Origin of the sequence: Chryseobacterium sp. S0630 (assembly GCF_024158915.1) — a bacterium.
Taxonomy (GTDB): domain Bacteria; phylum Bacteroidota; class Bacteroidia; order Flavobacteriales; family Weeksellaceae; genus Chryseobacterium.
The window spans coordinates 35,637-59,418 of the sequence record NZ_JAMZGF010000030.1 but is presented as its reverse complement, the minus strand read 5'-3'; the positions used below and the strand labels follow the sequence as shown (position 1 = coordinate 59,418).

General features: G+C 35.0%; 24 protein-coding genes. All 24 read left to right on the top strand.

Annotation, left to right across the window (positions count from 1 at the left end; genetic code table 11):
• Positions 1 to 248 precede the first annotated feature (248 nt).
• The 24 genes from udk (at position 249) to NK356_RS14045 (ending at position 23,481) form a co-directional block, all read left to right on the top strand.
• Complete coding sequence (gene udk, locus NK356_RS14160) at positions 249 to 863, top strand: uridine kinase (RefSeq protein WP_034697618.1); 615 nt, start codon at positions 249 to 251, stop codon at positions 861 to 863.
• 3 nt (positions 864 to 866) lie between these two features.
• Positions 867 to 1,223, top strand: a complete 357-nt coding sequence (locus tag NK356_RS14155; RefSeq protein WP_034697620.1) for a septum formation initiator family protein — start codon at positions 867 to 869, stop codon at positions 1,221 to 1,223.
• A 98-nt stretch (positions 1,224 to 1,321) separates the two neighbouring features.
• Complete coding sequence (locus NK356_RS14150; protein WP_253317274.1) at positions 1,322 to 2,485, top strand: methylmalonyl-CoA mutase family protein; 1,164 nt, start codon at positions 1,322 to 1,324, stop codon at positions 2,483 to 2,485.
• 75 nt (positions 2,486 to 2,560) lie between these two features.
• The gene (locus NK356_RS14145; protein ID WP_034697623.1) at positions 2,561 to 2,944 is read left to right on the top strand and encodes a GxxExxY protein; all 384 of its coding nucleotides are present in this window, start codon (positions 2,561 to 2,563) and stop codon (positions 2,942 to 2,944) included.
• A gap of 395 nt (positions 2,945 to 3,339) precedes the next feature.
• Entirely contained in the window at positions 3,340 to 4,485 is a 1,146-nt protein-coding gene (locus tag NK356_RS14140) for a class I SAM-dependent methyltransferase (RefSeq protein ID WP_253317273.1), read from the top strand.
• A gap of 139 nt (positions 4,486 to 4,624) precedes the next feature.
• The gene (locus tag NK356_RS14135) at positions 4,625 to 4,897 is read left to right on the top strand and encodes a hypothetical protein (RefSeq protein WP_047429856.1); all 273 of its coding nucleotides are present in this window, start codon (positions 4,625 to 4,627) and stop codon (positions 4,895 to 4,897) included.
• A gap of 158 nt (positions 4,898 to 5,055) precedes the next feature.
• Complete coding sequence (locus NK356_RS14130; protein ID WP_034697626.1) at positions 5,056 to 6,435, top strand: dipeptidase; 1,380 nt, start codon at positions 5,056 to 5,058, stop codon at positions 6,433 to 6,435.
• Positions 6,436 to 6,635: 200 nt separating this feature from the next.
• Positions 6,636 to 7,556, top strand: a complete 921-nt coding sequence (locus tag NK356_RS14125; protein ID WP_253317272.1) for a T9SS type A sorting domain-containing protein — start codon at positions 6,636 to 6,638, stop codon at positions 7,554 to 7,556.
• 210 nt (positions 7,557 to 7,766) lie between these two features.
• A complete protein-coding gene (locus tag NK356_RS14120; RefSeq protein ID WP_253317271.1) occupies positions 7,767 to 8,690 on the top strand; it encodes a T9SS type A sorting domain-containing protein in 924 nt (307 codons plus the stop codon).
• An 80-nt stretch (positions 8,691 to 8,770) separates the two neighbouring features.
• Entirely contained in the window at positions 8,771 to 9,478 is a 708-nt protein-coding gene (locus NK356_RS14115; protein WP_253317270.1) for an SDR family oxidoreductase, read from the top strand.
• Between the two features lie 199 nt (positions 9,479 to 9,677).
• Positions 9,678 to 10,424 carry an electron transfer flavoprotein subunit beta/FixA family protein gene (locus NK356_RS14110; RefSeq protein ID WP_253317269.1) on the top strand — a complete coding sequence of 249 codons (747 nt, stop codon included), beginning with the start codon at positions 9,678 to 9,680 and terminating at the stop codon, positions 10,422 to 10,424.
• A 128-nt stretch (positions 10,425 to 10,552) separates the two neighbouring features.
• A complete protein-coding gene (locus NK356_RS14105) occupies positions 10,553 to 11,500 on the top strand; it encodes an electron transfer flavoprotein subunit alpha/FixB family protein (RefSeq protein ID WP_034697637.1) in 948 nt (315 codons plus the stop codon).
• A gap of 189 nt (positions 11,501 to 11,689) precedes the next feature.
• Entirely contained in the window at positions 11,690 to 12,289 is a 600-nt protein-coding gene (locus tag NK356_RS14100) for a bifunctional nuclease family protein (RefSeq protein WP_034697639.1), read from the top strand.
• Between the two features lie 22 nt (positions 12,290 to 12,311).
• On the top strand, positions 12,312 to 13,694 hold the full coding sequence (locus NK356_RS14095) for a nucleoside permease (RefSeq protein ID WP_034697641.1): 1,383 nt from the start codon (positions 12,312 to 12,314) through the stop codon (positions 13,692 to 13,694).
• 115 nt (positions 13,695 to 13,809) lie between these two features.
• The gene (locus NK356_RS14090; protein ID WP_034697643.1) at positions 13,810 to 14,361 is read left to right on the top strand and encodes an RNA polymerase sigma factor; all 552 of its coding nucleotides are present in this window, start codon (positions 13,810 to 13,812) and stop codon (positions 14,359 to 14,361) included.
• The gene (locus NK356_RS14085; RefSeq protein ID WP_253317268.1) at positions 14,327 to 15,034 is read left to right on the top strand and encodes a hypothetical protein; all 708 of its coding nucleotides are present in this window, start codon (positions 14,327 to 14,329) and stop codon (positions 15,032 to 15,034) included. The genes NK356_RS14090 and NK356_RS14085 overlap by 35 nt, the downstream gene beginning before the upstream one ends.
• Before the next feature lie 78 nt (positions 15,035 to 15,112).
• Positions 15,113 to 16,207, top strand: a complete 1,095-nt coding sequence (locus NK356_RS14080) for a hypothetical protein (protein WP_253317267.1) — start codon at positions 15,113 to 15,115, stop codon at positions 16,205 to 16,207.
• Between the two features lie 149 nt (positions 16,208 to 16,356).
• Entirely contained in the window at positions 16,357 to 16,761 is a 405-nt protein-coding gene (locus tag NK356_RS14075; RefSeq protein WP_034697646.1) for a hypothetical protein, read from the top strand.
• A 2-nt stretch (positions 16,762 to 16,763) separates the two neighbouring features.
• Positions 16,764 to 17,174, top strand: coding sequence for a hypothetical protein (locus NK356_RS14070; protein WP_034697647.1), 411 nt, complete (start codon positions 16,764 to 16,766; stop codon positions 17,172 to 17,174).
• A 58-nt stretch (positions 17,175 to 17,232) separates the two neighbouring features.
• The gene (locus NK356_RS14065) at positions 17,233 to 18,411 is read left to right on the top strand and encodes an acetyl-CoA C-acyltransferase (RefSeq protein WP_034697648.1); all 1,179 of its coding nucleotides are present in this window, start codon (positions 17,233 to 17,235) and stop codon (positions 18,409 to 18,411) included.
• A 278-nt stretch (positions 18,412 to 18,689) separates the two neighbouring features.
• Entirely contained in the window at positions 18,690 to 20,180 is a 1,491-nt protein-coding gene (locus tag NK356_RS14060; protein ID WP_253317266.1) for an MFS transporter, read from the top strand.
• 204 nt (positions 20,181 to 20,384) lie between these two features.
• Entirely contained in the window at positions 20,385 to 21,311 is a 927-nt protein-coding gene (locus NK356_RS14055) for a mevalonate kinase (protein ID WP_253317265.1), read from the top strand.
• Positions 21,312 to 21,321: 10 nt separating this feature from the next.
• Positions 21,322 to 22,251: a UbiA family prenyltransferase gene (locus NK356_RS14050; RefSeq protein WP_034697654.1), complete on the top strand. Its 930-nt coding sequence runs from the start codon at positions 21,322 to 21,324 to the stop codon at positions 22,249 to 22,251.
• Between the two features lie 63 nt (positions 22,252 to 22,314).
• A complete protein-coding gene (locus NK356_RS14045) occupies positions 22,315 to 23,481 on the top strand; it encodes a proline dehydrogenase family protein (protein ID WP_034697657.1) in 1,167 nt (388 codons plus the stop codon).
• Positions 23,482 to 23,782: the final 301 nt, after the last annotated feature.

The following is a 23,782-nucleotide window of genomic DNA, read 5'->3' as shown; positions in this document are numbered from 1 at the left end:
ATCATCCTAAAAAAATAATATGGGTAGTTTATAAACAAAAACCGCCTCAAGGAAAATGAGACGGCTTCTTTTTTATTAAATCAGGAGAGTAAATTTGAGTAATAACAATAAATCATAAAGACTGGCAGCTTTCCTGAAAATATTTTAATTTTTAAATGCTTTAATCTTTTAATTTCTCAATACACTTACATTGCCATATTTTATCTAAAATAGTATATTTGTACCAACTATAAAGAAACAAAAAAACAATGCTTGTAATAGGAATTGCCGGTGGTACAGGATCCGGCAAAACTACAGTTGTTGATAAGATACTTCAGCAGCTTGATATTGAGGGAATGAATATCCTCTCTCAGGATAATTATTATCACGACAACCAGGGTCTTACACTGACGGAAAGAGAAGCTCTAAACTACGACCATCCGAAATCCATAGACTTTGACTTACTGATAAAACATGTAAAAGCTTTAAAAAACAATGAGTCTATTGAACAGCCGATTTATAGCTTTGTTACCCATTCCCGAACAGGAGATCATGTCACTGTAGAACCTAAAAACGTATTGGTGGTAGAAGGAATTCTTGTTTTAACCAACAAAGAATTGCTGAAAGAATTTGATTTGAAAGTATTTGTTCATGCAGATTCTGACGAAAGGCTTATCAGGAGGATCAGAAGAGATACTCAGGAAAGAGGAAGAGATCTGAGCGAAGTATTACACCGTTATCAGACCACATTGAAACCAATGCACCAGGAATTCATTGAGCCGTCTAAAAATGATGCGGATCTTATTATCCCCAATATGAAGCAGAATTCCGTAGCGATTGATTTTTTAACTACCGTTATTAAAAATTCGTTGAAAAAACATTAAAAAATGGAAGAAAACAACCTTATCAAAGACATTCAGCCGAAATCTGAAACATTCAAACTTATCCAGAAATATGTTTTGAATAAGTATACCATTACGATCTGTCTGTTTTTGGTATGGATGATTTTTTTCGATAAAACCTCATTTCTTGTTATTAATGAACTGAATGGTGAGATTCATAAATATGAAGATCAGCTGGATTATTATAAAAAAGAATACGAGAAAAATGATGCTTTTTATAAAAAACTGATGAATAACAAGTCAGAAAAAGAAAAGTACGCAAGAGAAAATTATTTTATGAAAAAACCGAATGAAGAGATCTTTATTCTGGTAGTAGACAGCACAAAAGTGGCTAAAAAGTAATAAAAGTTGAATAGAATGACGTTAATGATGAAATGAATTTTTAAAATTCACTTGCGAAGCAGAATTCACCATTGACCATTCACAAATAAAAAAAACTAATGTCAAATACAGATATACTTTCAAACTGGGAAAATCTAGTCAAAAAACAGCTTAAAACAGAAGATATTTACCCTGTTTTAGAGAAACAAAATCTGGAAGGAATAGAGGTGAAGCCTTTTTATACAGAGGTTCAGAAACCTTTGGTAAACCTGCCAAGAGTTGAAGAAAGCACCCATTTGGTAGCTAGATACCATGAAAGTCTGGAAGAAGAAGTATTTGCATTTATGCTGGATCAGAATGTAGAAAACCTTGATCAGAAAACTCTTTTTGTGAATAATAAAGATCTTGCGGGACACATCAGTCCTAAAGAAGAAGATCAATATTTTTCATTAATTGATGTCTTTAATGAAAAAGAAGGAAGTATAGATGATCAACTGGTAAAAGAATTGCTGTCAAAAGATTTTAAAAGAAATATTTGTGTAGATATCTCACTCCATCAGAATGCTGGAGCTGCTATCTATCAACAGCTTGGAATTGCTCTTGCAAAAACTAAGGAATTGGTGGAAGCTTATGGTGCTGAAGTTTTAAGTAAACTGATCTTCAGAATAGCTGTAGGAGGAAGTTATTTCTTTGAAATGGCCAAACTGAGAGCTTTTAAAATCATTTTTAATCAGCTTTCCAAAGAATACGGACTGGACGAAGTTCCTTACATCTTTGCCGAAACTTCACTGCGGAATAAAGCGGTTGCTGACAACGAAAATAACCTTATCCGTTCTACACTGGAGCTTGCTTCTGCCATGATTGGCGGGGCAGATGCCGTTTTCTCTAACAATTATCTTGTTGACAGAAGTACAGATAACTCGGAAGAGATCTCTTTCAAACAACAGATCGTTCTGGCTTACGAAAGTATTATCAATGTATTTGAAGATGCTTCTAATGGAAGTTACTATGTGGAAGATATTACCCAGCAGTTTGCTGAAAAAGCATGGGATTTATTTGTTGAGATTGAAGAAGCTGGAGGATATTTAGAACTGTTGAAACAGGGGGTTGTTCAGAAAAAAATCTATGCTCATGCTATTGAAGAGCAGCAATGGATTGAAGAAGGGAAAATAAAGCTGATCGGAGTGAATTTATACCCTAAATTAGACGTTAAAAAGTCTATCGGAGATCTTTACAACGAAAAAGAAATAAAAGCCGTTCGTTGGGCTGAAATGTTTGAATAAGTTGTATTGTTCCCACAGATTTCTCAGATGACACAGATTTTTACAGGTAAACTGTAGAAAATAAATTATACACAAATGAATGAAAATGAGATAAGTTTTTATATCAGAAAATCTATTTTTTCGGTATATAATGAGCTTGGACCAGGTTTATTGGAAAAGGTTTATGAGAAAGTTTTGGCTTATGAACTGGAGAATAATGGATTAAAAGTGAGAACTCAAGTTCCGATGAAGATTAAATTCAGGGATATCACTATTGATTCTAGCTTTGTTGCTGATATAATTGTTGAAGATAAAATTATCATAGAAGTGAAGGCTGTAACGGAAATAGCAAATATTCATCATCAGCAGTTATTAACCTATCTAAAGCTAACAGGATTGAAATTAGGTATTCTGGTTAACTTTAATACTGATTATATTAGCAAAAGTATTTTTCGGAAAATAAGAGGGAATTTAGATTAGCTTTCTAAAGATAACCACAGATGACGCAGATTTTCGCAGATGATTGCGCATATTTTTTAGTTGATAAGAAAAACAGAAATAATTTATATGGTGAAATACAGAAAAAACATAAACATCTGTGAAAATCCGTGTCATCTGTTGTTAAGAATAAATTTCCTGAATTTAAACATTTTGATTATAAAATGTTAGAATAATAAAAAAAGAAATATATCAGCATTTGAATGCAAAAAATAAAACATAAACCTCTGTGAAAATCCGTGTCATCTGTGGTTAAGAATAAATTTCCTGAATTTAAACATTTTGATTATAAAATGTTAGAATAATAAAAAAGAAATATATCAGCATTTGAATGCAAAAAAATAAAACATAAACATCTGTGAAAATCTGCGTCATCTGTGGTTAAATTAATAAACAAAGAAGTTCAAAATTATATCAACGCAAATCTGAATTCAGATTTACATGCATTACTCCTGAAAAAATCTCCGTTTTCAGAGGTTTCTATGCATGAAATTGTTCAGCAGATCAAAGGAAAGCTGGTTGCAGAGAGAAAGTTTCCGTTTCTCTTAAAAGAAGGCATTCTTTTCCCGCCACAGCTTAACCTTGAACAGTCTTCTTCAGAAAAAACGGCTCTATATAAATCAGGATTTCTAAAAGGAAATAAATTCATTGACCTGACAAGCGGTTTTGGTATTGATGCCTTTTATCTGTCTCAAAATTTTGATAATATCACTTTAGTAGAACAGAATACTGAACTTTTAAAGATTGTTGAAAATAACTGGGGTATTTTAGGTCGCAAAGCGAAATTTATCAATCTTAAGCTTGAAGATTTTCTGAATGAAAATCAGGAACATTTTGATGTTATTTATCTTGATCCGGCCAGAAGAGACGAGCAAAAAAACAAAGTTTTTCTTTTGGAAGATCTGTCTCCTGATATTCTTGAGATTCAGGAAAAGCTACGCTCTATCTCCAATCAGGTAGTGATTAAACTTTCTCCGTTGATTGATCTTAAATACCTTGTTTCAGTATTGCCGGGTATTTCCAGGATTGATATTATCGCTCTGAAAAATGATGTGAAAGAAGTTGTCGTATTTCTTTCCAACGAAAATACGGATAAAATCATCTGTAATTGTGTGAACCTTGAAAGCAAAGAATCTGTCTTTAGCTTTACATTTGGGGAAGAAGAAACTGCCCAATCCGAATATTCTGAACCTGAAAGATACATTTACATCCCCAATCATTCCATTTTGAAGGCTGGAGTCTTTAATTTGATATCCCAGAAATTTGGATTAAAAAAGCTTCATCCCAATAGCCATCTTTATACTTCCCGCGAAAGAATTGAAGACTTCCCCGGAAGAATTTTAGAAATGGAAACTGTTGATTCTAAAAGTATTAAAAAGAAAGGTCAGTTTAATATTATTACAAAAAACTACCCTCTAAAACCTGAAGAAATCAAAAAGAAATATGGTTTAAAAGACGGAGGAGACCAGTATCTTATTTTTACCCAATCCAAAAAAGGGAAAATAATATTAAAATCAGTATAAAAATGTTGCCGAAAAAAGCAGGATTTCTTACTTTTGGGCAATCAAAAATTTAAGCATGAGATCGCTTGCTATCTGGAAGGTCATAATAGACTAAAATAGTGCGGTTTCATATTACCTTTTAAAAAAAATAATTTTACATATGAAAAAATTAGTTATATGTTTAGCGATTGCAACGGTAGCGGTAAGCTGTAAGAAAGTTCCACAAGGAGGAAACAGAGGTACTTTGAAACTTGAAGAAGGAGTAGAAAGATATTCTGACGACCCTCAGGGAGAAGCTCACGGACATGAAGCTGGAGCTGCAGAGCATAAAGAAGAGGCTCATGCAACACCAGAAGCTGCTGCTCCAAAAACAGACAGTACTGCGGCTGCAAAACCTGCTGAAGCTGATAAAGCGCCAAAAGCTGAACACTAATTAGAAGTACAAAATATATAAGTGCCCTGTTTCTGCAGGGCATTTTTTTATTAAAAAAGAGGGCTATAAGGTTCATTAACACGAGGTTGGTAAAATCCTCCCTTTTTGTTTGTTCCTGCCGGGCATTTTTTTTAATTTTAACAAAATAAATTTTTACAATGCAAGAGACATTAAATTACATTAACGAAAACAAACAGCGTTTCGTGGATGAATTATTTGAGTTATTGAGAATACCTTCTATTTCTGCAGATCCGGCGTATAAAGATGACGTTTTGAAATGTGCAGATGTAGTGGCAGCACACCTTAAAAATGCAGGCGCTGATAATGTGGAAGTTTGCAACACAAAAGGATATCCAATTGTTTTCGGGGAAAAGATTTTAGATAAAAATTTACCTACAGTTTTGGTATACGGACACTATGATGTTCAGCCGGCGGATCCATTGGAATTATGGACAAAGCCACCTTTTGAGCCTTATATTGAAAAAACTGAATTACACCCTGAAGGAGCTATCTTCGCAAGAGGCTCTGCTGATGATAAAGGGCAGTTTTTCATGCATTTGAAAGCTTTTGAAGCGATGATGAAGACCAATACTCTTCCTTGCAACGTTAAATTTATCTTAGAAGGAGAAGAAGAAGTAGGATCTGTAAGCTTAGGAGACTGGGTAAATGAAAATAAAGAGAAATTAGCTTGCGACTGTATCTTAATTTCTGATACTCACATTTATAGTAATGAACAACCTACTGTAACAACAGGTTTAAGAGGTTTAAGTTATGTAGAAGTAGAAGTGGAAGGTCCAAACAGAGACCTGCACTCAGGTCTTTACGGTGGAGCAGTTCCGAACCCTATTCACGTTCTTTCAAGAATGATCGCCAATCTGATTGATGAAAACGGTCATATCACCATTGACGGATTCTATGACAATGTAGAAACTGTTTCAGATGCTGAAAGAGCTGAAATGAACAAATTGAAAGACAATCCGGAAGAATTCAAGAAATCAATCGGATTAAGCAATATCGAAGGGGAAAAAGGATATACAACTTTAGAAAGAACTTCTATTCGTCCTACTTTAGACTGCAACGGAATCTGGGGCGGTTATACAGGAGAAGGAGCGAAAACAGTAATTCCTTCAAAAGCTTTTGCTAAAATTTCAATGCGTTTGGTACCTTATCAGACTCCTCAGGAAATTACAGAGAAGTTCACGAAATATTTTGAAAAGATTGCTCCCGATACGGTAAAAATTAAAGTAACCCCTCACCACGGAGGTATGCCTTACGTTTTGCCAACGGATACGAAAGAATTTGCTGCGGCAAAACAAGCAATGGAATCAGCATTCGGGAAAGAAGTTCTTCCGTACAGAGGTGGAGGAAGTATCCCGATTACAGCAATGTTTGAGCAGGTTTTAGGAGCTAAGTCTGTATTAATGGGCTTTGGGTTGGATTCTGATGCGATCCACTCTCCAAACGAACATTACGGGCTATTCAATTTCTACAAAGGGATTGAAAGTATTCCGTTATTCTTTGAGAATTATTCAAAATAATGAATCGAAAATAAGATATGATAAGGTGTTTCTGCAAAGAGATGCCTTATTTTTTTGCTCTTTTATCAATTATTAGCGAAGTCTTTTCAAGGTTTTGAAAATTAAATTCGCTGAAAATAAATGGGTTAATTTTTTATTTGCAATAAGTTATTTCACTATTCATTGAAAGTTTATATTTTTAATACAAAACTCGATTTACCATGAAAAAATACTACTCAATTGCATTTTTACTATCGTCACTATGTTTTTTCGCCCAACAAGCCATATCCTTTGAGCCTATTGAGGGATTCAACGTGGGAGATGTCAATGGACAGGCTGGCTGGATCAGTACACCTACAGGAGGTGTACCGGAAAATGTTACCCATCAGATCATCAGTTTAGATAAAGCCAGTGATGGAAGCCGTTCCCTGAGAATTGTCAAAGAAAATACGTATGGAACGCAGGCTGAGCCAATCATCGGAGGTTTTTATAACCTGCCGGCTCCTCTTGCTTACAATAATTTTTCTGTATCATTCGATATCAATATGTCACAGCTCAACGGTTCTGATTTTGGTTTTCAGGCTGTAAACAATATTGATGACCAGTTTGTCGTAAGATTGGATTTTGGAAAAACCGGGTCGATAAAGATCCTGGATATGTTATCTGGCATACAGAATCTTATTTCTACACCTTCCGCCTGGCTGTCGAATACCTGGTATCGGTTAAAAGTAGTAGGAAGCGCCACAGATGTACGGTATTACCTTAATGATTTGCTGATCTATACAGGTACAGCAGCAAGTTCATTGAATATAAACCAGCTTCGTTTTGTTCATAATAATTCGCTGGGGTCAGCTTATATTGATCATATTAAAATTAATAGCGAGTTGGGAACAATGGGTGTTCAGGATTCCAATGCAAATACTAAAAAAATATCTCTTTATCCTAATCCGGCAACTGATTTTATCAATATCAATACTGCTGCCAAAGTAAAAAGTATAGAAATCCATGACGAAACAGGTAAGCTGATAAAGACTGAAATAAACCATAATAAAATAGAGGTAAAAGGCTTACCCAAAGGAATATATATGGTCAATATAAAAACTGAAGAAAGAAATTTTACTGAAAAAGTGATCATCAGATAAATTATTTCGTACCTCTGAAAACATGTGTTCTTTTTAGTGTTTTGGTGTATTTGTGGATGATTTTTCGAAATTGTTGTATCTTCTTGGATTTAATATCTTTATTGTTTTTAGTTAAAAATATTATGTTAATTTGTTAAAATGCGTAAAATATTCATATGTTTTGCTTTTTAGATTTAAAACGTATATATTTGCTCAAAACTAAAAAATATCATGAAGAAATTTTACATTTTCGCAATTTCGTTGATTTCAATCTCATCTTTTGCTCAGCAAACTATTTCTTTTGAAGCTGGTGAAGGGTATACAGCAGGAAACATTAATGGGCAGCAGGGCTGGGTTACGACTAATAATGGAGCAACACCGCCGGTATATCTGACAAGTCAATTGGTATCCGGTGAAATGGCAAGTCAGGGGTCAAACAGTTTTAAAATAACAACAGATGCTCCTTATGGGCCACAGCAGAGTCCTGTAATGGGAGGTTTTTATACCTTTACGACACCATTAACGTATAATAGCTTTACACAGTCATTTGACGTAAGACTGACTCAAAAAAGTACATCAAGTTCAGATTTTGTTTTTAGAACAGTAAGTACAACAGGATCAGGAGGAATCGTTACGTATATTGACTTCTCTTATGATGGAAGCATTCTGATTGCAACAGCAGGTTCAAATAATTTAGTCAATACCAATCAAACCTGGAATGCCAATACCTGGTACAGAGTAAAATTAGTTTCTACGGCTACAGGAATCCAATATTATCTGAATGATGCTCTAATTTATACGGGACAACCATTCAGTAACAATAATATTAACAGAATGGATTTTGTACATGATAACTATGGAGGTTCTGCCTATATCGATAATATCAAAATTAATAATGAAGCAGCCTTGTCTACAAAAGACGCGGTTAAAAATGACGTAAAACTGTCTATCTATCCAAACCCGGCTACTGATGTTATAAAAATCACAACGCCTAACAAAATCAAACATGTTGAAGCATATGATATGTCTGGAAAGAAAGTGGATGTAACGTTAAACGGAGATCAGGTAAATGTTAGAAACCTGTCTGCCGGAGCGTATTTACTGAATATAGAAACAGAAGGAAGAAACTTCACAGAGAAGTTCATCAAAAAATAATTACTGATAAATCTTAGTATCAGCAAAACGCTCCAATTGGAGCGTTTTTGTTATTTTAGAGAATTAAAAATTTCAATCATATGTCAGATAATAAAACAGCTTATATAACAGGAGGAACCAAAGGAATAGGTTTCGGGATTGCGAAAATTTTACTTGAAAATGGGATTTCTGTAGCATTTTCAGGAAGAAAAAGAGAAGATGTAATGAAGGCAGAAGAAGAGCTTAAGCAATATTCAGAAAATGTTTTGGGGATTGTTTCTGATGTGAGAAGCCTGGAAAGTGAACGGGAAGCTGTAAAATATACCGTTGAAAAGTTTGGTAGACTGGATTATATTATTGCCAATGCAGGATTGGGTATTTTTAAGCCCGTAGATGAGTTGACGGCAGAGGAGTGGAATGATATGATAGAAACAAATCTTACCGGTGTTTTTTATACCTTAAAAGCTTCTGTGGAAGAACTGAAAAAGTCAGAAGGCTACTATATTACCATTTCCAGCCTCGCAGGAGCTAACTTCTTTGAGAATGGCACAGGATACAACGCTTCAAAATTCGGTGTGGTAGGTTTCACACAGGCTGCCATGATCGATTTAAGAAAATACAATATTAAATCTACGGTGATTATGCCAGGTTCCGTTGCAACTCATTTTAATGGAAATATTCCGTCTGAAAAGGACAGTTGGAAGATCCAGCCTGAAGATATGGGGAATCTTATATTGGATATTTTAAAGATGAATCCAAGAGTTTTGCCAAGTAAAATAGAGTTTAGGGCAACGAAACCAGCTAAGTAACTACATCTAATGTATTGAATAATAATTTAATAAGTATTATGCATGCATAATATATTTTTTATTTATATTAGCAAAAATTAATTCAAACAAAATCTCTGCATAAACTGTCATGATTTTATGCACCAAAAGGGAAAAAATAAAATAGTACACATGAAACCTTAAGGTTACATATGACCAATAAAAAAATTAAGAACAACATATGAAAATATTAGTTTGTATTAGTAGTGTTCCGGATACTACTTCCAAAATTAACTTTACAGCAGACAAATCTGCTTTCGACAAAAACGGAATTCAGTGGGTAATTAATCCTCTAGATGAATTTGCGTTGACAAAAGCGGTTAAACTTCAGGAATCTCAGGGAGCAACAGTAACAGTAATCAACGTAGGTGATGCTGCTACAGAACCTGTAATCAGAAAAGCTTTAGCAATTGGTGCTAACGATGCAGTAAGAGTAAATATTGATCCAAAAGACAGCTATTCTACAGCAAAAGAAATTGCAGCTGTAGCTCAAAACGGAGGATATGATCTTATCCTTTGCGGAAAAGAATCTATCGATTATAACGGAGGTTCTGTTCCTGGAATGGTAGCTCAGTTATTAAACCAACCTTTCGTAAACGCTTCAGTAGGACTAGATGTTAACGGAAGCGAAGCTACTGCAGTAAGAGAAATTGAAGGAGGAAAAGAAACTATTTCTGTAAAATTACCGGCAATTATTGCAGGTCAGAAAGGATTAGTAGATGAGAAAGATCTTATCATCCCGAATATGAGAGGAATTATGTCTGCAAGAACAAAACCTTTGCAGGTAGTAGAACCTTCTTCTTCAGAAGTAAAAGTTCAGGGAGTATCTTATGACAGCGTTCCGCCAAGAGCTGCTGTGAAAATGGTTTCTCCGGATAATCTTGATGAATTGGTAAGATTACTTCACGAAGAAGCTAAAGTAATTTAATAAGAATCAAGTAAAAAGTAAAAAGATTCAGGATAAAATTTGATGTCATCAGACATGATCTGAATTTCATGAATATTCAGAATTAGATAACCTTGAATCTTGGACGTTAAACCTTAAACAAATTAGAAATGGCAGTATTCGTATACGCAGAAAATATAAACGGAGTTTACAAAAAAGCAGCTTTTGAAGCAGTTTCTTATGCTAAAGCTATCGCTGATAAAGCAGGAGATACCGTTACGGCAATCTCTGTAAACCCAACAGATTCTTCAGATTTATTATACAAATATGGAGCATCAAATGTTATCAATATCAAAGACGAAGGTCTTAAAAATTTCTCAGCAAAAGCATTTGCACAGGCTGTAAGTGAAGTGGCAGACGGAAATATCATCGTTTTCCCTCACACTACTGATGCTTCTTCCATTGCTCCTATGCTTGCGGTAATGAAGAACTATTCTTTAATTACTAACGCATTGGAAGCTCCTGAAAGCCTTTCTCCTTTCCAGGTAAAAAGAAGAGCATTCTCAGGAAAAGGTTTCATGCATGCAAAAGCAGAAGGAAACGGAGTAATCGTTACTGTTTCTCAAAATGCTTTCGGTGTTAAAGAAAACGCAGTATCAGGTTCAGAAGAAGTGAAAAACTTATCTGTTGCTAATGAAGATACTAAAGTGATTTCTCACGAGCAGAGTTCAGGTAAATTAGACCTTAAAGAAGCTGAAGTTGTTGTTTCTGCTGGTAGAGGGATGAAAGGACCTGAAAACTGGGGAATGATCGAAGATTTAGCAAACGTTTTAGGAGCAGCTACAGCATGTTCTAAACCAGTTTCTGATATCGGATGGAGACCTCACACAGAGCACGTAGGACAAACAGGTAAAGCAATTGCACCTAATCTTTACGTTGCAGTAGGAATTTCAGGAGCTATTCAGCACCTTGCCGGAGTAAACTCTTCAAAAACTATCGTAGTAATCAACAGTGATCCTGAAGCACCGTTCTTCAAGTCTGCTGACTACGGAGTAGTAGGAGATGCTTTCCAGATTATTCCTGCCCTAACAGAGAAAATTAAAGCAATTAAAGGATAAGAAAGTGAATTGTGAATAGTTAATTCGCTTTGCTTGTCAATTTTTAATTAAATAATTCACTTGCGAAGCAAAATTCACTATTGACGTTTGACAATCATCAACAATACAGATAAAAGCTCGGCTTTCCGGGCTTTTATTTTTGCGTAAAAAAGTGAAAACACAATAAAAAATTAATCTATATTTGTAGCTATGGATTATAAGCAGCTAATTATTCGCGGAATATCGTACAGCCAGACCCAGTCGGGGGCTTACGCATTGTTACTGGAGCATGAAGAAACACACATAAAATTACCTGTTGTTATAGGAAATTTCGAAGCCCAGTCTATCTCTCTCGGATTGGAGAAAGATATTCATCCACCGCGTCCTCTTACTCATGATTTATTTACAAAATTTATAGTTTCTGCCAATTATGAGTTGATTTCGGTCATTATCTATCAGATTGTAGACGGAGTTTTCTTTTCAAATATCAACTTTAAAAATAAAGTAACCGAAGAAGAACTGATCCTTGATGCCAGAACTTCCGATGCTGTTGCTATGGCCGTAAGATTTGATGCGCCCATATTTACAACGCAGCAGGTTTTAAATGAAGCCGGGATTTTATTGGAACTGGAAGATGTTTCAAAAGAAGATCAATCTTTCTCAGAAACTGTACAGACAGAAGATAACTTAAAATCTCTTTCTATGGAAGAGCTTCAGAAATTATTAGATGAAGCCGTTAAAGAAGAAGACTATGATACTGCCCTTGAAATTCAGGAAGAAATCAAGAGGAGGAAAAAGAAAATTGACTAAAGAGATACTTTTTATATAAACTATGAATTTAAAATTACGACTGACCATCCTCAGTTTTCTCCAATTTTTCGTTTGGGGAGCATGGCTGATTACGATGGCAAACTTCTGGTTTGGCACAAAACATTGGGAAGGAACTCAGTTTGGAGCTGTGTTCGGAACAATGGGAATTGCTTCCATCTTTATGCCAACCATTACTGGAATTATTGCTGACCGCTGGGTAAATGCGGAGCGCATATTTTCAGTATTACACATTCTTTATGGGGTTATTCTTTTTATACTGCCTCATTCTGCAGATCCGAATTCCTTCTTTTCGGTAATGCTCGTGGCCATGTGTTTCTACATGCCTACCATTGCACTTGCCAATTCAATTTCTTATACAATCCTGAAAAATAATAATCTGGATGTGGTGAAAGACTTCCCGCCGATTCGTGTATGGGGAACTATTGGTTTTATTGTTGCCATGTGGATTACAAATCTTAGTGGGAATAAAGAAACAGAAGGTCAGTTTTATATCGGAGGTGTTGTAGCAATTTTCTTAGGAATTTATGCCCTTACACTTCCAAAATGTCCACCACAAAAACTGATTGACAAAAATTCACCATTATCTGAGCAATTAGGATTGAATGCATTTAAGCTTTTCGGAAACTATAAAATGGCATTATTCTTTATGTTTTCAATGCTTTTGGGAGCTGCACTTCAGCTTACCAATGCATATGGTGACGTATTTTTAAGTGAATTTGCTCATTTTCCTAAATATGCAGACTCATTTGTAGTAAAGAGATCTACCATTATTATGTCAATTTCTCAGGTTTCAGAAACCCTGTTTATTTTGGCAATTCCTTTCTTCCTGAAGAAATTTGGAATTAAAAAAGTAATGTTGATATCGATGCTGGCCTGGGTTTTAAGATTCGGATTCTTTGCTTATGGGGTGCCGGACGGATTTGGACTTTCGTTAATCGTTCTTTCATGTATTGTATACGGAATGGCTTTCGATTTCTTTAATATCTCAGGGTCACTTTTCGTAGAAACGACTACCGATAAAAAGATACGTTCTTCGGCTCAGGGATTATTCATGATGATGACAAATGGTTTTGGAGCCGTTTTTGGAAGTTATGCCGCAGGATGGGCTATTGATAAGTTCTTTACCCATAAGTTCTCTACAGCTTCAGACCTGTCTGCTTATCTGCAAACAACACCTGACAATCCTACTTTCCTGAACATTTTAAAGAAGAGTTTTAATGCTGCTGTGAATTCAGACGGAACGCTTTCCTCTATAGTGATGGTAAAAGACTGGCAGCAGATATGGCTTTCTTTTGCAATCTATGCATTAATTCTTGCGATTTTCTTTGCCGTATTGTTTAAACACAAACATAACCCGGAAGATGTTTCGTCAGTAAAACATTAATTTAAACTTACATTTATTAAGATATTAAATTGCATTTTTGAAAAAAAATGCAATTTTTTTTATTTTCAAGGCAACCTTTTGCGAAACGTAACGTCTTATTAATAGAAACAAATCCATGAAGTACATCGAAGAGAATTTTTTATTGGCTAAAAAACAGGACCGGAGAGGGCAGAAAGCTCTTTACGAGATGTTTTCTCCCAAGATGCTGGCCATTGCAAATTCTTATGTCAATAACCTTCATGATGCAGAAGATATTCTTCTGAATGGGTTTATGAAATGTTTTACAAAACTTGATGAATGCAGAGACTGGAAAAGTTTTCCGTTCTGGCTTAGGAAAATTATTGTGAATGATTCTATCAGTTTCATCCGGAAGAATAAAAATATTCTTTATGCAGATGTAGAAATTGCTGATGAGTATAGTGAGACAGATGATGGATATCCCGAAGAAATTAATATTGAAGAAATATTTTCTCAAATGCCAGTAGGATACAGGCTGATTTTTAATCTTTATGTCTTTGAAGAGAAAAAGCATAGTGAAATTGCAGAGATTCTCAATATTTCCGAAGGAACCAGCAAAAGCCAGCTGAGTAAAGCAAAAAAATGGCTTGCTGAATTTTTAAAAGCAAAAGAAAATGAAACAAGAACTCCTGAAACAATTAAAATCTGATTACGAAAAGCTTGAAATAAAGCCTTCTGCAGATCTTTGGAGCAGAATAGAACAAATAGACCCAAAAGAGGATAAGAGTTCTGCTATGAGCCTTAAAAAGCCTTTTCAGTGGTGGAAATACACTGCTGTGCTGGTGCTGTTGTTTTCAGTAGGGATATTGCTTTATTTTAATCAAAATCATATTGCTCCTATCAATAATACTCTTGTGCATAGACAACAGGCTCAGGAAAGAGCAGAACCGTCTATTCTCAATTTTGATATACATGTAGCTGAGAATACAGAAACAGGAATTAAAGTAGACAAAAAAAATACAGAAGAAAACTTAACTATTCCTAAAGCTTATCAACAGGAAGAAATTACACAGAAGAAAGAGTTCAGAATCAACAAAGAAGAGCAGGTTATAGTGGCAGATTATGAGATTAAAGCTCCCATATTGGAAAGGAATATGGATTTTGCTACCAACAAAGTGCCTTTTGCAAAAGAGAAGAAATCAGAATATATCAATGCCGATGAGCTTCTTCAGGGAAGAGAGTTTCAGAAAAAACGGGAAGAAAACAGAACCGATATCAGAAAATTCGGAGCTTTGGATATTACCCAAATTAAGGTTAAAAGTCCTAATTCTTTTAAAGTTTTTGGAGTGACAGTGTATTCTGATTCTCTTGAAAGCAAATAAAAAATCATTCTTTTTATCGTAGAAAAACTGCCCCAAAGAAGGGACAGAGCCCCAATATTGTCTTGAAATTAATAAAATATGAAAACAAAACTAATAGTAATGACTTCTGTAATGGCTTTTAGCTATGGCTTTGCTCAGGAATCAGAGGGAAATGGCCTGAATATTTATTCAAAAAAAATTGATAGTATAGTCGTGGCTGAAAAGAGCAAAATGAATTCAGAGCTGGACAAACTAGACAAAGATTTTAAGAAAAAGAAGATCACTTCCGACGAGAAGCAGCAACAGCGTACAGCAATTGCTACGAAATACCAACAGATTATTAATGAAAAAATCGATGCCAATAAAGAGGATCTTGAAGCGGCAACCAAAGAACTTGTAAAAGATGCTGTTTTCAAATCAAATGATACCGTAAAATCAGGGAGAAATGAGTTTTGGCTTGGGTTCAACGGAATTAATATGAAACTCAATGAAAGGAAGAAAAACAATCATCCTAAGAATTATCTGCAGACACTGGAGATTACCATTGGAATGGGAGGAGCGGGCCTGACTGCCAAAAATGAACCTTTCAGTTTTTATAATAAAGATTCAGATGTGAAAAATACGGTGATCAATTCCTGGCAGATTGCCCTATGGTATGGAAACCAGATCGGAAGTTATACCAGTCCGTTTTTCTATCGTTTCGGACTTGGGATGAGATCTGATGTGTATACCCCCAAATACGGGCAGGTTTTCATGCAGGACAAGAATAACTTATTCATAGGGGATTTTAATCGGGGTAATCTTAAAAGAACAGCTCTTTACAGCACTTATTTAACTGTTCCGGTAGACTTGAAATTTGTTTTAAATCCAAAATATAGGGAATATGACGGAGTAAAGTATCTGGACAACAAAAAGAATCAGCTTGCTTTGGTAGTAGGTATTTATGGAGGAGTTAGAATAGAAAATCATAACTATATCAAATACTCTAATGAATATTCTGGTAGAATTGTAGAAAAGGAGAAAATGATGCACGGATTGAATGATTTTATTTTCGGAGGAAAATTAGGAATCAGTTATGCCGGATTTAATCTGTTCATTCAGAAAGATTTTACCCCTGCATTTAATAATAATGCTTTGCTCAAGAAAAAATATGGACTTCAGATCGGGATAGAAATAGCAAATGTTAATTTTTAATTTGATAATAAATCTCTTTTTTATTTATATAATAATTAGAAATATTAGTTATTTTTTATAGCTAACAAGTGTTCGGTTGCAGAATTCCTATTTTTAAAACACACTATTTAAAAGTGTGTTTTTTTTTGTATTTTGGCACTTTAGTAAATATGAAAAATATTCAGTTATTAGGATTACTATTAGTAATTGTAGGCAGCTTTTTACCATTGGTGCATGTGCCTGTTATCGGGAACTGGAACTATTGGAAGCTTGATCATTATCTTGCTATTGCGTGCTGGATTTTTTCGGCATGTGCAGTTTTTGGAATTGTAAATAACAGTGCTAAAATTGTCAGATTCTTTGGTATTCTGCTTATTCTTTTATTCGGATTCACCCTGATTGCTGTGAAAATGCAGTCACTGCAATACTTTAGCTTTTTACCTTTCAAATCCTGGCAGGAAACTTTTGCAGGAATTGTTAAATTAAAGTGGGGTTGGGCTGTAGAGTTTTTAGGCGCTTTTCTGATGGTTTTTGCAGGAGGAAATAAAAAAGTTAACAACAGAACACAAATATAAATATGAACTTCTTAAAAATATTTTCAGCAGGTATTTTGTTGACAACAGCTACACAGATTCATGCTCAGGCAACAGAACAGAAGAAACCGGATAATCCGCCTAAATGCGCGAATATAAAAGAAGGGAAGTTTGTAAGACCCAATTATCCGGAAGCAATATGGTATATGACTATTAAAGATAATGTTCAAACCGAATATTTCAATAATGGAAAAGACTATATCAAATCGACATTGGTTTTTGTGGACGACTGCAATTATAAAGCAATCGTGATGGAAAAATCCGATAAAAATGATCCCGCACAGATAGGAGATGTCTTCAATAATAAAATAGTAGCCACTCAGGATAATCTTCTGAAAGTGAATACCAAAATTGAAGGGACTCAGTTTGATCTGGTATACGTAAAAGTGAAATAAATTCTAACTATAAAAGCGGAATCTTTATTCCGTTTTAGCTAAAATAAAAATTATATACATGAAAGAAGTATTCATTGTTTCCGCAGTAAGAACACCTATGGGGAGTTTTATGGGAAGCTTATCAACAGTTCCGGCTACAAAACTGGGAGCAACTGCCGTAAAAGGAGCATTAGATAAAATTGGTTTAGATCCTAATCATGTTCAGGAAATCTATATGGGAAATGTTCTTCAGGCAGGAGAAGGCCAGGCGCCGGCTCGTCAGGTTGCTTTAGGAGCAGGTCTTTCAATCAATACACCTTCTACTACAGTAAATAAAGTTTGTGCTTCAGGAATGAAGGCTGTAACAATGGCAGCTCAGGCTATCAAAGCTGGTGATGCTGAGGTAATTGTTGCAGGAGGTATGGAGAATATGTCTTTAGTTCCTCATTATTACAATGCAAGAGTTGCTACAAAATTAGGCGATATCAAAATGCTTGACGGAATGGTACTTGACGGTCTTACAGATGTGTACAACAAAGTGCATATGGGAGTATGTGCAGAAAAATGTGCTGTAGACTATAATATTACAAGAGAAGATCAGGATAACTTCGCTGTAGAATCTTACAAAAGATCTGCAAAAGCTTGGAGCGAAGGTAAATTCAACGAAGAAATTGTACCGGTTTCTATTCCTCAGAGAAAAGGAGAGCCTGTAATCTTTGCTGAAGATGAAGAATATAAAGCGGTAAACTTTGACAGAATTTCAACCCTTCCTACCGTATTCAAAAAAGAAGAAGGAACAGTAACTGCAGCAAATGCATCTACATTGAATGACGGTGCTTCTGCATTAATCCTTGTTTCCAAAGAAAAAATGGAAGAGCTTGGACTGAAACCTCTTGCAAAAATCGTTTCTTACGCTGATGCAGCACATGAGCCTGAAAACTTTACAACTGCTCCGGCAAAAGCTTTACCTATCGCTCTTAAAAAAGCAGGATTAGAAGTTTCAGATATCGATTTCTTCGAATTCAACGAAGCTTTCTCAGTAGTAGGATTAGCTAACAACAAAATCTTAGGATTAGATGCTGCTAAAGTAAACGTAAACGGAGGTGCTGTGGCATTAGGACACCCACTGGGAAGTTCAGGTTCAAGAATCATCGTTACATTGATCAACGTATTGAAGCAAAATAATGCGAAATATGGAGCTGCTGCTATCTGTAATGGTGGTGGTGGTGCTTCTGCAATTGTGATTGAAAATTTATAATTGGCATATACAAACACATTGTGTGTTTAAAATATAAAAATCGGGGTCTGTGTACCCCGATTTTTTCGTTACAGAATAGAATGATGAGATCTTCAGTCATATTCAGATTGGTCAATACAACATAGATGAAGGATTTTCAGACCCTATAAAGTATAAAGTAAGATTAAAACTTTGCTGAATGATTTCAATACCCTACAATTATTATTTTCAAAATAACATTAAAAACCATAGAATATTCAGTAGTTTTTCTATTTTTGTGCTACTAATATATATTTGAAATGTCTGAAACTGAGAATCGACAGCCTAAAAACATAAAGAATAATCCGAAAATTATGAAAGCCTGGGCGGTATATGACTGGGCAAATTCTGTTTATTCCCTGGTGATTACCTCTACCATTTTCCCCATTTATTACTCAATTCTTACCACCGCTTACGAGAAAAAAGAATATATAGCGGAAACAAAAACATGGATTGATGTTCCGGTAAGGCATATGATCAAAATTTTTGGCGAAGAATATCAACCGGATGCCGTGTATGGATATTCCCTTACCATATCATTCTTTGTTGTGGTATTACTGTCTCCATTTTTATCTTCATTAGCGGATACTATTGGAAACAAAAAGTCTTTCCTGCAGTTTTTCTGTTATCTTGGTGCCACATCTTGTATGGGATTGGCCATGTTTACGGGAATGCATAATGTATTTTTAGGATTTTTATTCAGTATTACAGCCAGTGTCGGTTTCTGGGGAAGTTTAGTTTTTTACAACTCTTTCCTCCCGGATATTGCCACACCGGACAGACAGGATGCACTTTCTGCAAGAGGATATGTTTACGGATATATTGGTTCTGTAGTTTTAGTGGTCATCTGTTTGGTATTGATTCAGGTTTTTGCCAAAGGAGCAGCCCAACAGCTATTATTTACAAGAATCAGTTTCCTTTTAACAGGAGCATGGTGGTTCGGTTTTTCTCAATATACATTCAAACACCTTCCTCAATTTGGGGATGTGAAAGATAAACTTCCTAAAGATTTAGTACTACTGAACTATAAGAATATCTTCAAAAAACATGAAGAGCAGGGTGGTTTTTTTGAGGTATTTAAAGATAACCTGAGCTTCTATAAAGATATTGCAAAAGAAAGTTTTCATGAGCTGTTTAAAGTAGGAGGAGAACTTTTCAAAGATAGAAATCTGAAATTCTTCCTATCGAGTTTCTTCTTTTACAGTGTAGGAATGCAGACCATTTTCCTGATGGCTACATTATTTGGAAAGAGTGAAATTAATCTTGCTCAGGATAAACTGATCGGAACCCTTCTGGTGATTCAGATTGAAGCTATTATCGGAGCGGTTATTTTCTCAAGACTGTCCAAGAGAATTGGAAACAGAAATGTTATTTCAATTGCGATCATCCTTTGGATTATAGCTTGTCTTTGGGCTTATTTCCTGAACAAAGAAAATCCTACAGTAGAATATCAGTTTTATGGAGTGGCAGCAGTAGTAGGTTTGGTAATGGGTGGCCTTCAGGCGATGTCCAGGTCCACATACTCAAAACTGCTTCCGGAGAACTCGATGGAAAACACTACTTACTTCAGCTTCTATGATGTTTTGGAGAAAATTGCCATCATTATCGGAACATTCATCTTTGCAACATTGATTGAACACTTCAATAATATGCGTATTGCCGCTTTATCAATGACCATATTCTTTGGAGCAGGATTAGTTTTAATCCGATTCCTGAAGGTCAAAATGAGAACAGACAGAGAAACATTATAAAATTGAAAAGACGTTATTTTTAACGTCTTTTTTTTATCAAGGTAATTCATTGAATTTTATCCATGGAATTATATTTATTTATCATATTTTTTTCGTAATTTTAATAGAAGAACTGAAGAAAGTAAAATAGAAGACAATTCGGCCTGAGTTTTGCTTATATTCAGCGGAATAATTTTTAACTTTGCAAAAAGATTTATTGTCAATATGACCAACCCTTTATTTTATGCAAAAATAATCCTGTTTGGAGAATATGGAATGATTGAAGATTCCCAGGGGCTTGTAGTACCTTACAGCTTCTATAAAGGAACTTTGAAATTTTCAGATTTGAGTTCTGAATTTGAGCTTAATTCCAACAGACATCTGCAGAAATATTCTGAATTTCTTACAGCACTTGATCTTTCCGACGATTTTAAGTTGGATATCGAGAGCTTCAAAAACGATATTTCAAACGGACTTTTCTTTGATTCTAATATTCCTCAGGGATATGGAGTGGGAAGTTCCGGGGCTTTGGTAGCTGCTATTTTTGAAAAATATTCAGTCAGCAAGCTGAACCCTGAAAACATTTCAAAAGATAATCTTAAAAAATTAAAAGCTGTTTTTGGTGAAATGGAAAGCTATTTCCATGGAAAAAGTTCAGGAATGGATCCACTGATCTGTTACATGAATCTGCCAATCCTTATTGAAAATAAAGAAAATTTAGACAGGGTAAATATCCCGGAAGGTGAAGAAGGAAAAGGAGCCATTTTCCTGATTGATTCCGGAATGACTGGTGAGACAGGACCTATGATCCAGATTTTCTTTGAAAAAATGAAAACAGAAGGTTTCCGTAAAACCCTTAAAGAAGAGTTCATCCGTTATAACAACGCATGTATCGAATCTTTCCTTAAAAAAGACATGAACCCATTCTTCAGAAATCTTAAAAAGCTTTCTCACTGGGCTTATGAACATTTCCGACCAATGATTCCTGAAAGTATTTTTAATATCTGGAAAAAAGGACTGGATTCTAACGCTTATTATCTGAAACTGTGCGGTAGCGGTGGAGGCGGCTATATCTTAGGATTTACCAAAGACTATGCAAAAGCAGAAAAAATGCTTGATGGCTTCCAAAAAGAAGTGATTTACAGATTTTAAATAGATTGGAATGAATTCTGAAAAAGAACCTTTCCAATCTAAAAACTATTTCTCAAAATCTCTATTTTACAGATTTTCACAATTTGTGGGCTTTTTGCTTGGAGCACGTTTTTTTGTAGCTGCTCTGTTGACATTTGCACTCTATGTTTCTACTTTTTTCCTGTTCAACCAGGATGAATCTTTCAGAAAATTTGTCTTTGATTTTAAAGTTCACGGTATTATTTTTTGTACCGTCCTTACGATTCTGGCGGGTGGTATTATCAACCAATTCTACGATCTGGAGAAAGATCATGTAGTAAAACCTTTCAGAACAAGGGTTCAGAGCTTTATCAAACAAAAATATTTTCTCTATGCTTATCTGGCGCTCAGTGCTATTTCTTTGGGAGTAGCATGGATGATTTCTCATAACGTATTTGCTTTTTTTGTAGTCTATCAGTTTTTTATGTGGTTTTATAGCCATAAACTGAGCAGAATATTAATCCTGAATAATCTTACTTTTGTCAGTCTCACTTTGTATCCGTTCTTTGGAATGATGGTGTATTACGAAACCTTTTCCAAAAAGGTTTTCCTGATGGCTGTCTTTCTGTTTCTTATTCTGTTGTGTATTGATATTGTGAAAGATACTCTTACCAGAAGTGTGGATAAAACATTCGGATATACTACAATTCCCAATTATTTTAAAAGCAGAAATACAAAAATTATTCTCACTTCTTTACTGATCGTTACCATGGTAGTTTCAATGAAGATTATTACAAAAACCGGTATCACCGGATTCATGGCCTATTATTTTGCCGGAGGGCTTTTTGTCATGATTATATGTATTTATCTTCTTTTAAACGCTTCCAGAAGGAGTAACTTTCTTACACTGAACGTATTACGATTCTGGGTTTTCATTGGAATCATCGCAATGCTTTTAAATGGAATAGAGCATAAATTGTAAAAAAATTCTTTAAATAAACTGAGGTTATTATTACCTTTGCAAAACTAAATTTAATAAATAGGAATGCCCATTTTTAATGATACTAAAATTGCATTTGCAGACAAGTCTGATGCACAATTGAGAAAGGCTTACTGGATGTTTAAGATGATTGAACAGCCGGCTCTTACAAGCCTTGGAACATCTGTTCTGAATTTCACAGTACACAACAACTTTCCTTTCGTAACCGGAATTGTAAAAAATACTTTATTTGCGCAGTTCTGTGGTGGTGAAACCCGTGAAGAAAGTATGAAAGTTGTAAAGCAGCTATTCAAAAGAGGAGTTGGAAGTATTTTTGATTATTCCATTGAAGGGAAGGAAGATGAGGAAACCTTTGATGCGGTTTGCAAAGAAATTAAGGACATTGTAAGATTCTCAGTAGGAAATCCGGCGATTCCTTTTATTGTATTTAAACCTACTGCTTTCGGAAGAATTGATCTTTATGAAGCTGTTGGAAAAGGAGCGGAGCTTACTACCAGTCAGAAAGAAGAATGGGAAAGAGTTGTAAAAAGATTTGATGAAGTATGCAGTCTTTGCCATGAACATGATAAAAAAGTAATGGTAGATGCTGAAGAAACCTGGATGCAGGATGCAGCAGACCATCTTTGTGAAGAGATGATGGAGAAATATAACCAGCAGAAACCTATCGTTTGGAATACCATCCAGATGTACAGAACAGGAAGACTGGAATATATGGAAGCCAACCTTCAAAGAGCAAGAGAAAAGAATTACTTCATCGGGTACAAGATTGTTCGTGGTGCTTATATGGAAAAAGAAAGAGCCAGAGCTGCAGAAAAAGGATATCCAGATCCTATTCAGCCAACCAAAGAGGCTTCAGATAAGAACTATAATGCAGGAATTGACTTCGTAATGGATCATTTGGATAAGGTTTCAGCATTCTTTGGAACTCATAATGAAATCTCTTCAGAGCTGATTATGGATAAAATGAAAGCAAAATCTCTGGAAAACGGCAATCCACACGTTTATTTCGGACAGCTTTACGGAATGAGTGATAATATTACCTTCTATTTGTCTGATAAAGGCTATAATGTGGCTAAATATCTTCCATATGGACCTGTAAAGGACGTTGTACCTTATTTGACGAGAAGAGCCCAGGAAAACACCTCTGTAGCCGGACAAACCGGAAGAGAGCTTGGACTGATCAAAAAAGAACTTGAAAGAAGAAAGAAATAAGAATATTGTTCTTAATATATCTATTATTAGACCTGCAGTTTTGTGGGTCTTTTTTATTGGAATTAAGCGACTGGGGAAATAGGGTGATTAATAATAATCGAAACAATTGTCTATTGTTGTGATTATATATTAAAATAATTTTATTTTTATTGCTGATTTGATTTTAAATAATTATATTTGATAGAGCCATAAAAACTAATGCAAAAAAATGTTTTCAATTACTGTTATAATTCTGTCTTAGAACAGAAGCCCAACCATATAATAATTCAGTACTATTACCCCTTTTAAATAGCCCAAATTG

Excerpts from the sequence above, each read along its gene's own strand:
- udk (WP_034697618.1), top strand. The coding sequence starts at position 249 with ATGCTTGTAATAGGAATTGCCGGTGGTACAGGATCCGGCAAAACTACA.
- NK356_RS14155 (WP_034697620.1), top strand. The coding sequence starts at position 867 with ATGGAAGAAAACAACCTTATCAAAGACATTCAGCCGAAATCTGAAACA.
- NK356_RS14150 (WP_253317274.1), top strand. The coding sequence starts at position 1,322 with ATGTCAAATACAGATATACTTTCAAACTGGGAAAATCTAGTCAAAAAA.
- NK356_RS14145 (WP_034697623.1), top strand. The coding sequence starts at position 2,561 with ATGAATGAAAATGAGATAAGTTTTTATATCAGAAAATCTATTTTTTCG.
- NK356_RS14135 (WP_047429856.1), top strand. The coding sequence starts at position 4,625 with ATGAAAAAATTAGTTATATGTTTAGCGATTGCAACGGTAGCGGTAAGC.
- NK356_RS14130 (WP_034697626.1), top strand. The coding sequence starts at position 5,056 with ATGCAAGAGACATTAAATTACATTAACGAAAACAAACAGCGTTTCGTG.
- NK356_RS14125 (WP_253317272.1), top strand. The coding sequence starts at position 6,636 with ATGAAAAAATACTACTCAATTGCATTTTTACTATCGTCACTATGTTTT.
- NK356_RS14120 (WP_253317271.1), top strand. The coding sequence starts at position 7,767 with ATGAAGAAATTTTACATTTTCGCAATTTCGTTGATTTCAATCTCATCT.
- NK356_RS14115 (WP_253317270.1), top strand. The coding sequence starts at position 8,771 with ATGTCAGATAATAAAACAGCTTATATAACAGGAGGAACCAAAGGAATA.
- NK356_RS14110 (WP_253317269.1), top strand. The coding sequence starts at position 9,678 with ATGAAAATATTAGTTTGTATTAGTAGTGTTCCGGATACTACTTCCAAA.
- NK356_RS14105 (WP_034697637.1), top strand. The coding sequence starts at position 10,553 with ATGGCAGTATTCGTATACGCAGAAAATATAAACGGAGTTTACAAAAAA.
- NK356_RS14100 (WP_034697639.1), top strand. The coding sequence starts at position 11,690 with ATGGATTATAAGCAGCTAATTATTCGCGGAATATCGTACAGCCAGACC.
- NK356_RS14095 (WP_034697641.1), top strand. The coding sequence starts at position 12,312 with ATGAATTTAAAATTACGACTGACCATCCTCAGTTTTCTCCAATTTTTC.
- NK356_RS14090 (WP_034697643.1), top strand. The coding sequence starts at position 13,810 with ATGAAGTACATCGAAGAGAATTTTTTATTGGCTAAAAAACAGGACCGG.
- NK356_RS14085 (WP_253317268.1), top strand. The coding sequence starts at position 14,327 with ATGAAACAAGAACTCCTGAAACAATTAAAATCTGATTACGAAAAGCTT.
- NK356_RS14080 (WP_253317267.1), top strand. The coding sequence starts at position 15,113 with ATGAAAACAAAACTAATAGTAATGACTTCTGTAATGGCTTTTAGCTAT.
- NK356_RS14075 (WP_034697646.1), top strand. The coding sequence starts at position 16,357 with ATGAAAAATATTCAGTTATTAGGATTACTATTAGTAATTGTAGGCAGC.
- NK356_RS14070 (WP_034697647.1), top strand. The coding sequence starts at position 16,764 with ATGAACTTCTTAAAAATATTTTCAGCAGGTATTTTGTTGACAACAGCT.
- NK356_RS14065 (WP_034697648.1), top strand. The coding sequence starts at position 17,233 with ATGAAAGAAGTATTCATTGTTTCCGCAGTAAGAACACCTATGGGGAGT.
- NK356_RS14060 (WP_253317266.1), top strand. The coding sequence starts at position 18,690 with ATGTCTGAAACTGAGAATCGACAGCCTAAAAACATAAAGAATAATCCG.
- NK356_RS14055 (WP_253317265.1), top strand. The coding sequence starts at position 20,385 with ATGACCAACCCTTTATTTTATGCAAAAATAATCCTGTTTGGAGAATAT.
- NK356_RS14050 (WP_034697654.1), top strand. The coding sequence starts at position 21,322 with ATGAATTCTGAAAAAGAACCTTTCCAATCTAAAAACTATTTCTCAAAA.
- NK356_RS14045 (WP_034697657.1), top strand. The coding sequence starts at position 22,315 with ATGCCCATTTTTAATGATACTAAAATTGCATTTGCAGACAAGTCTGAT.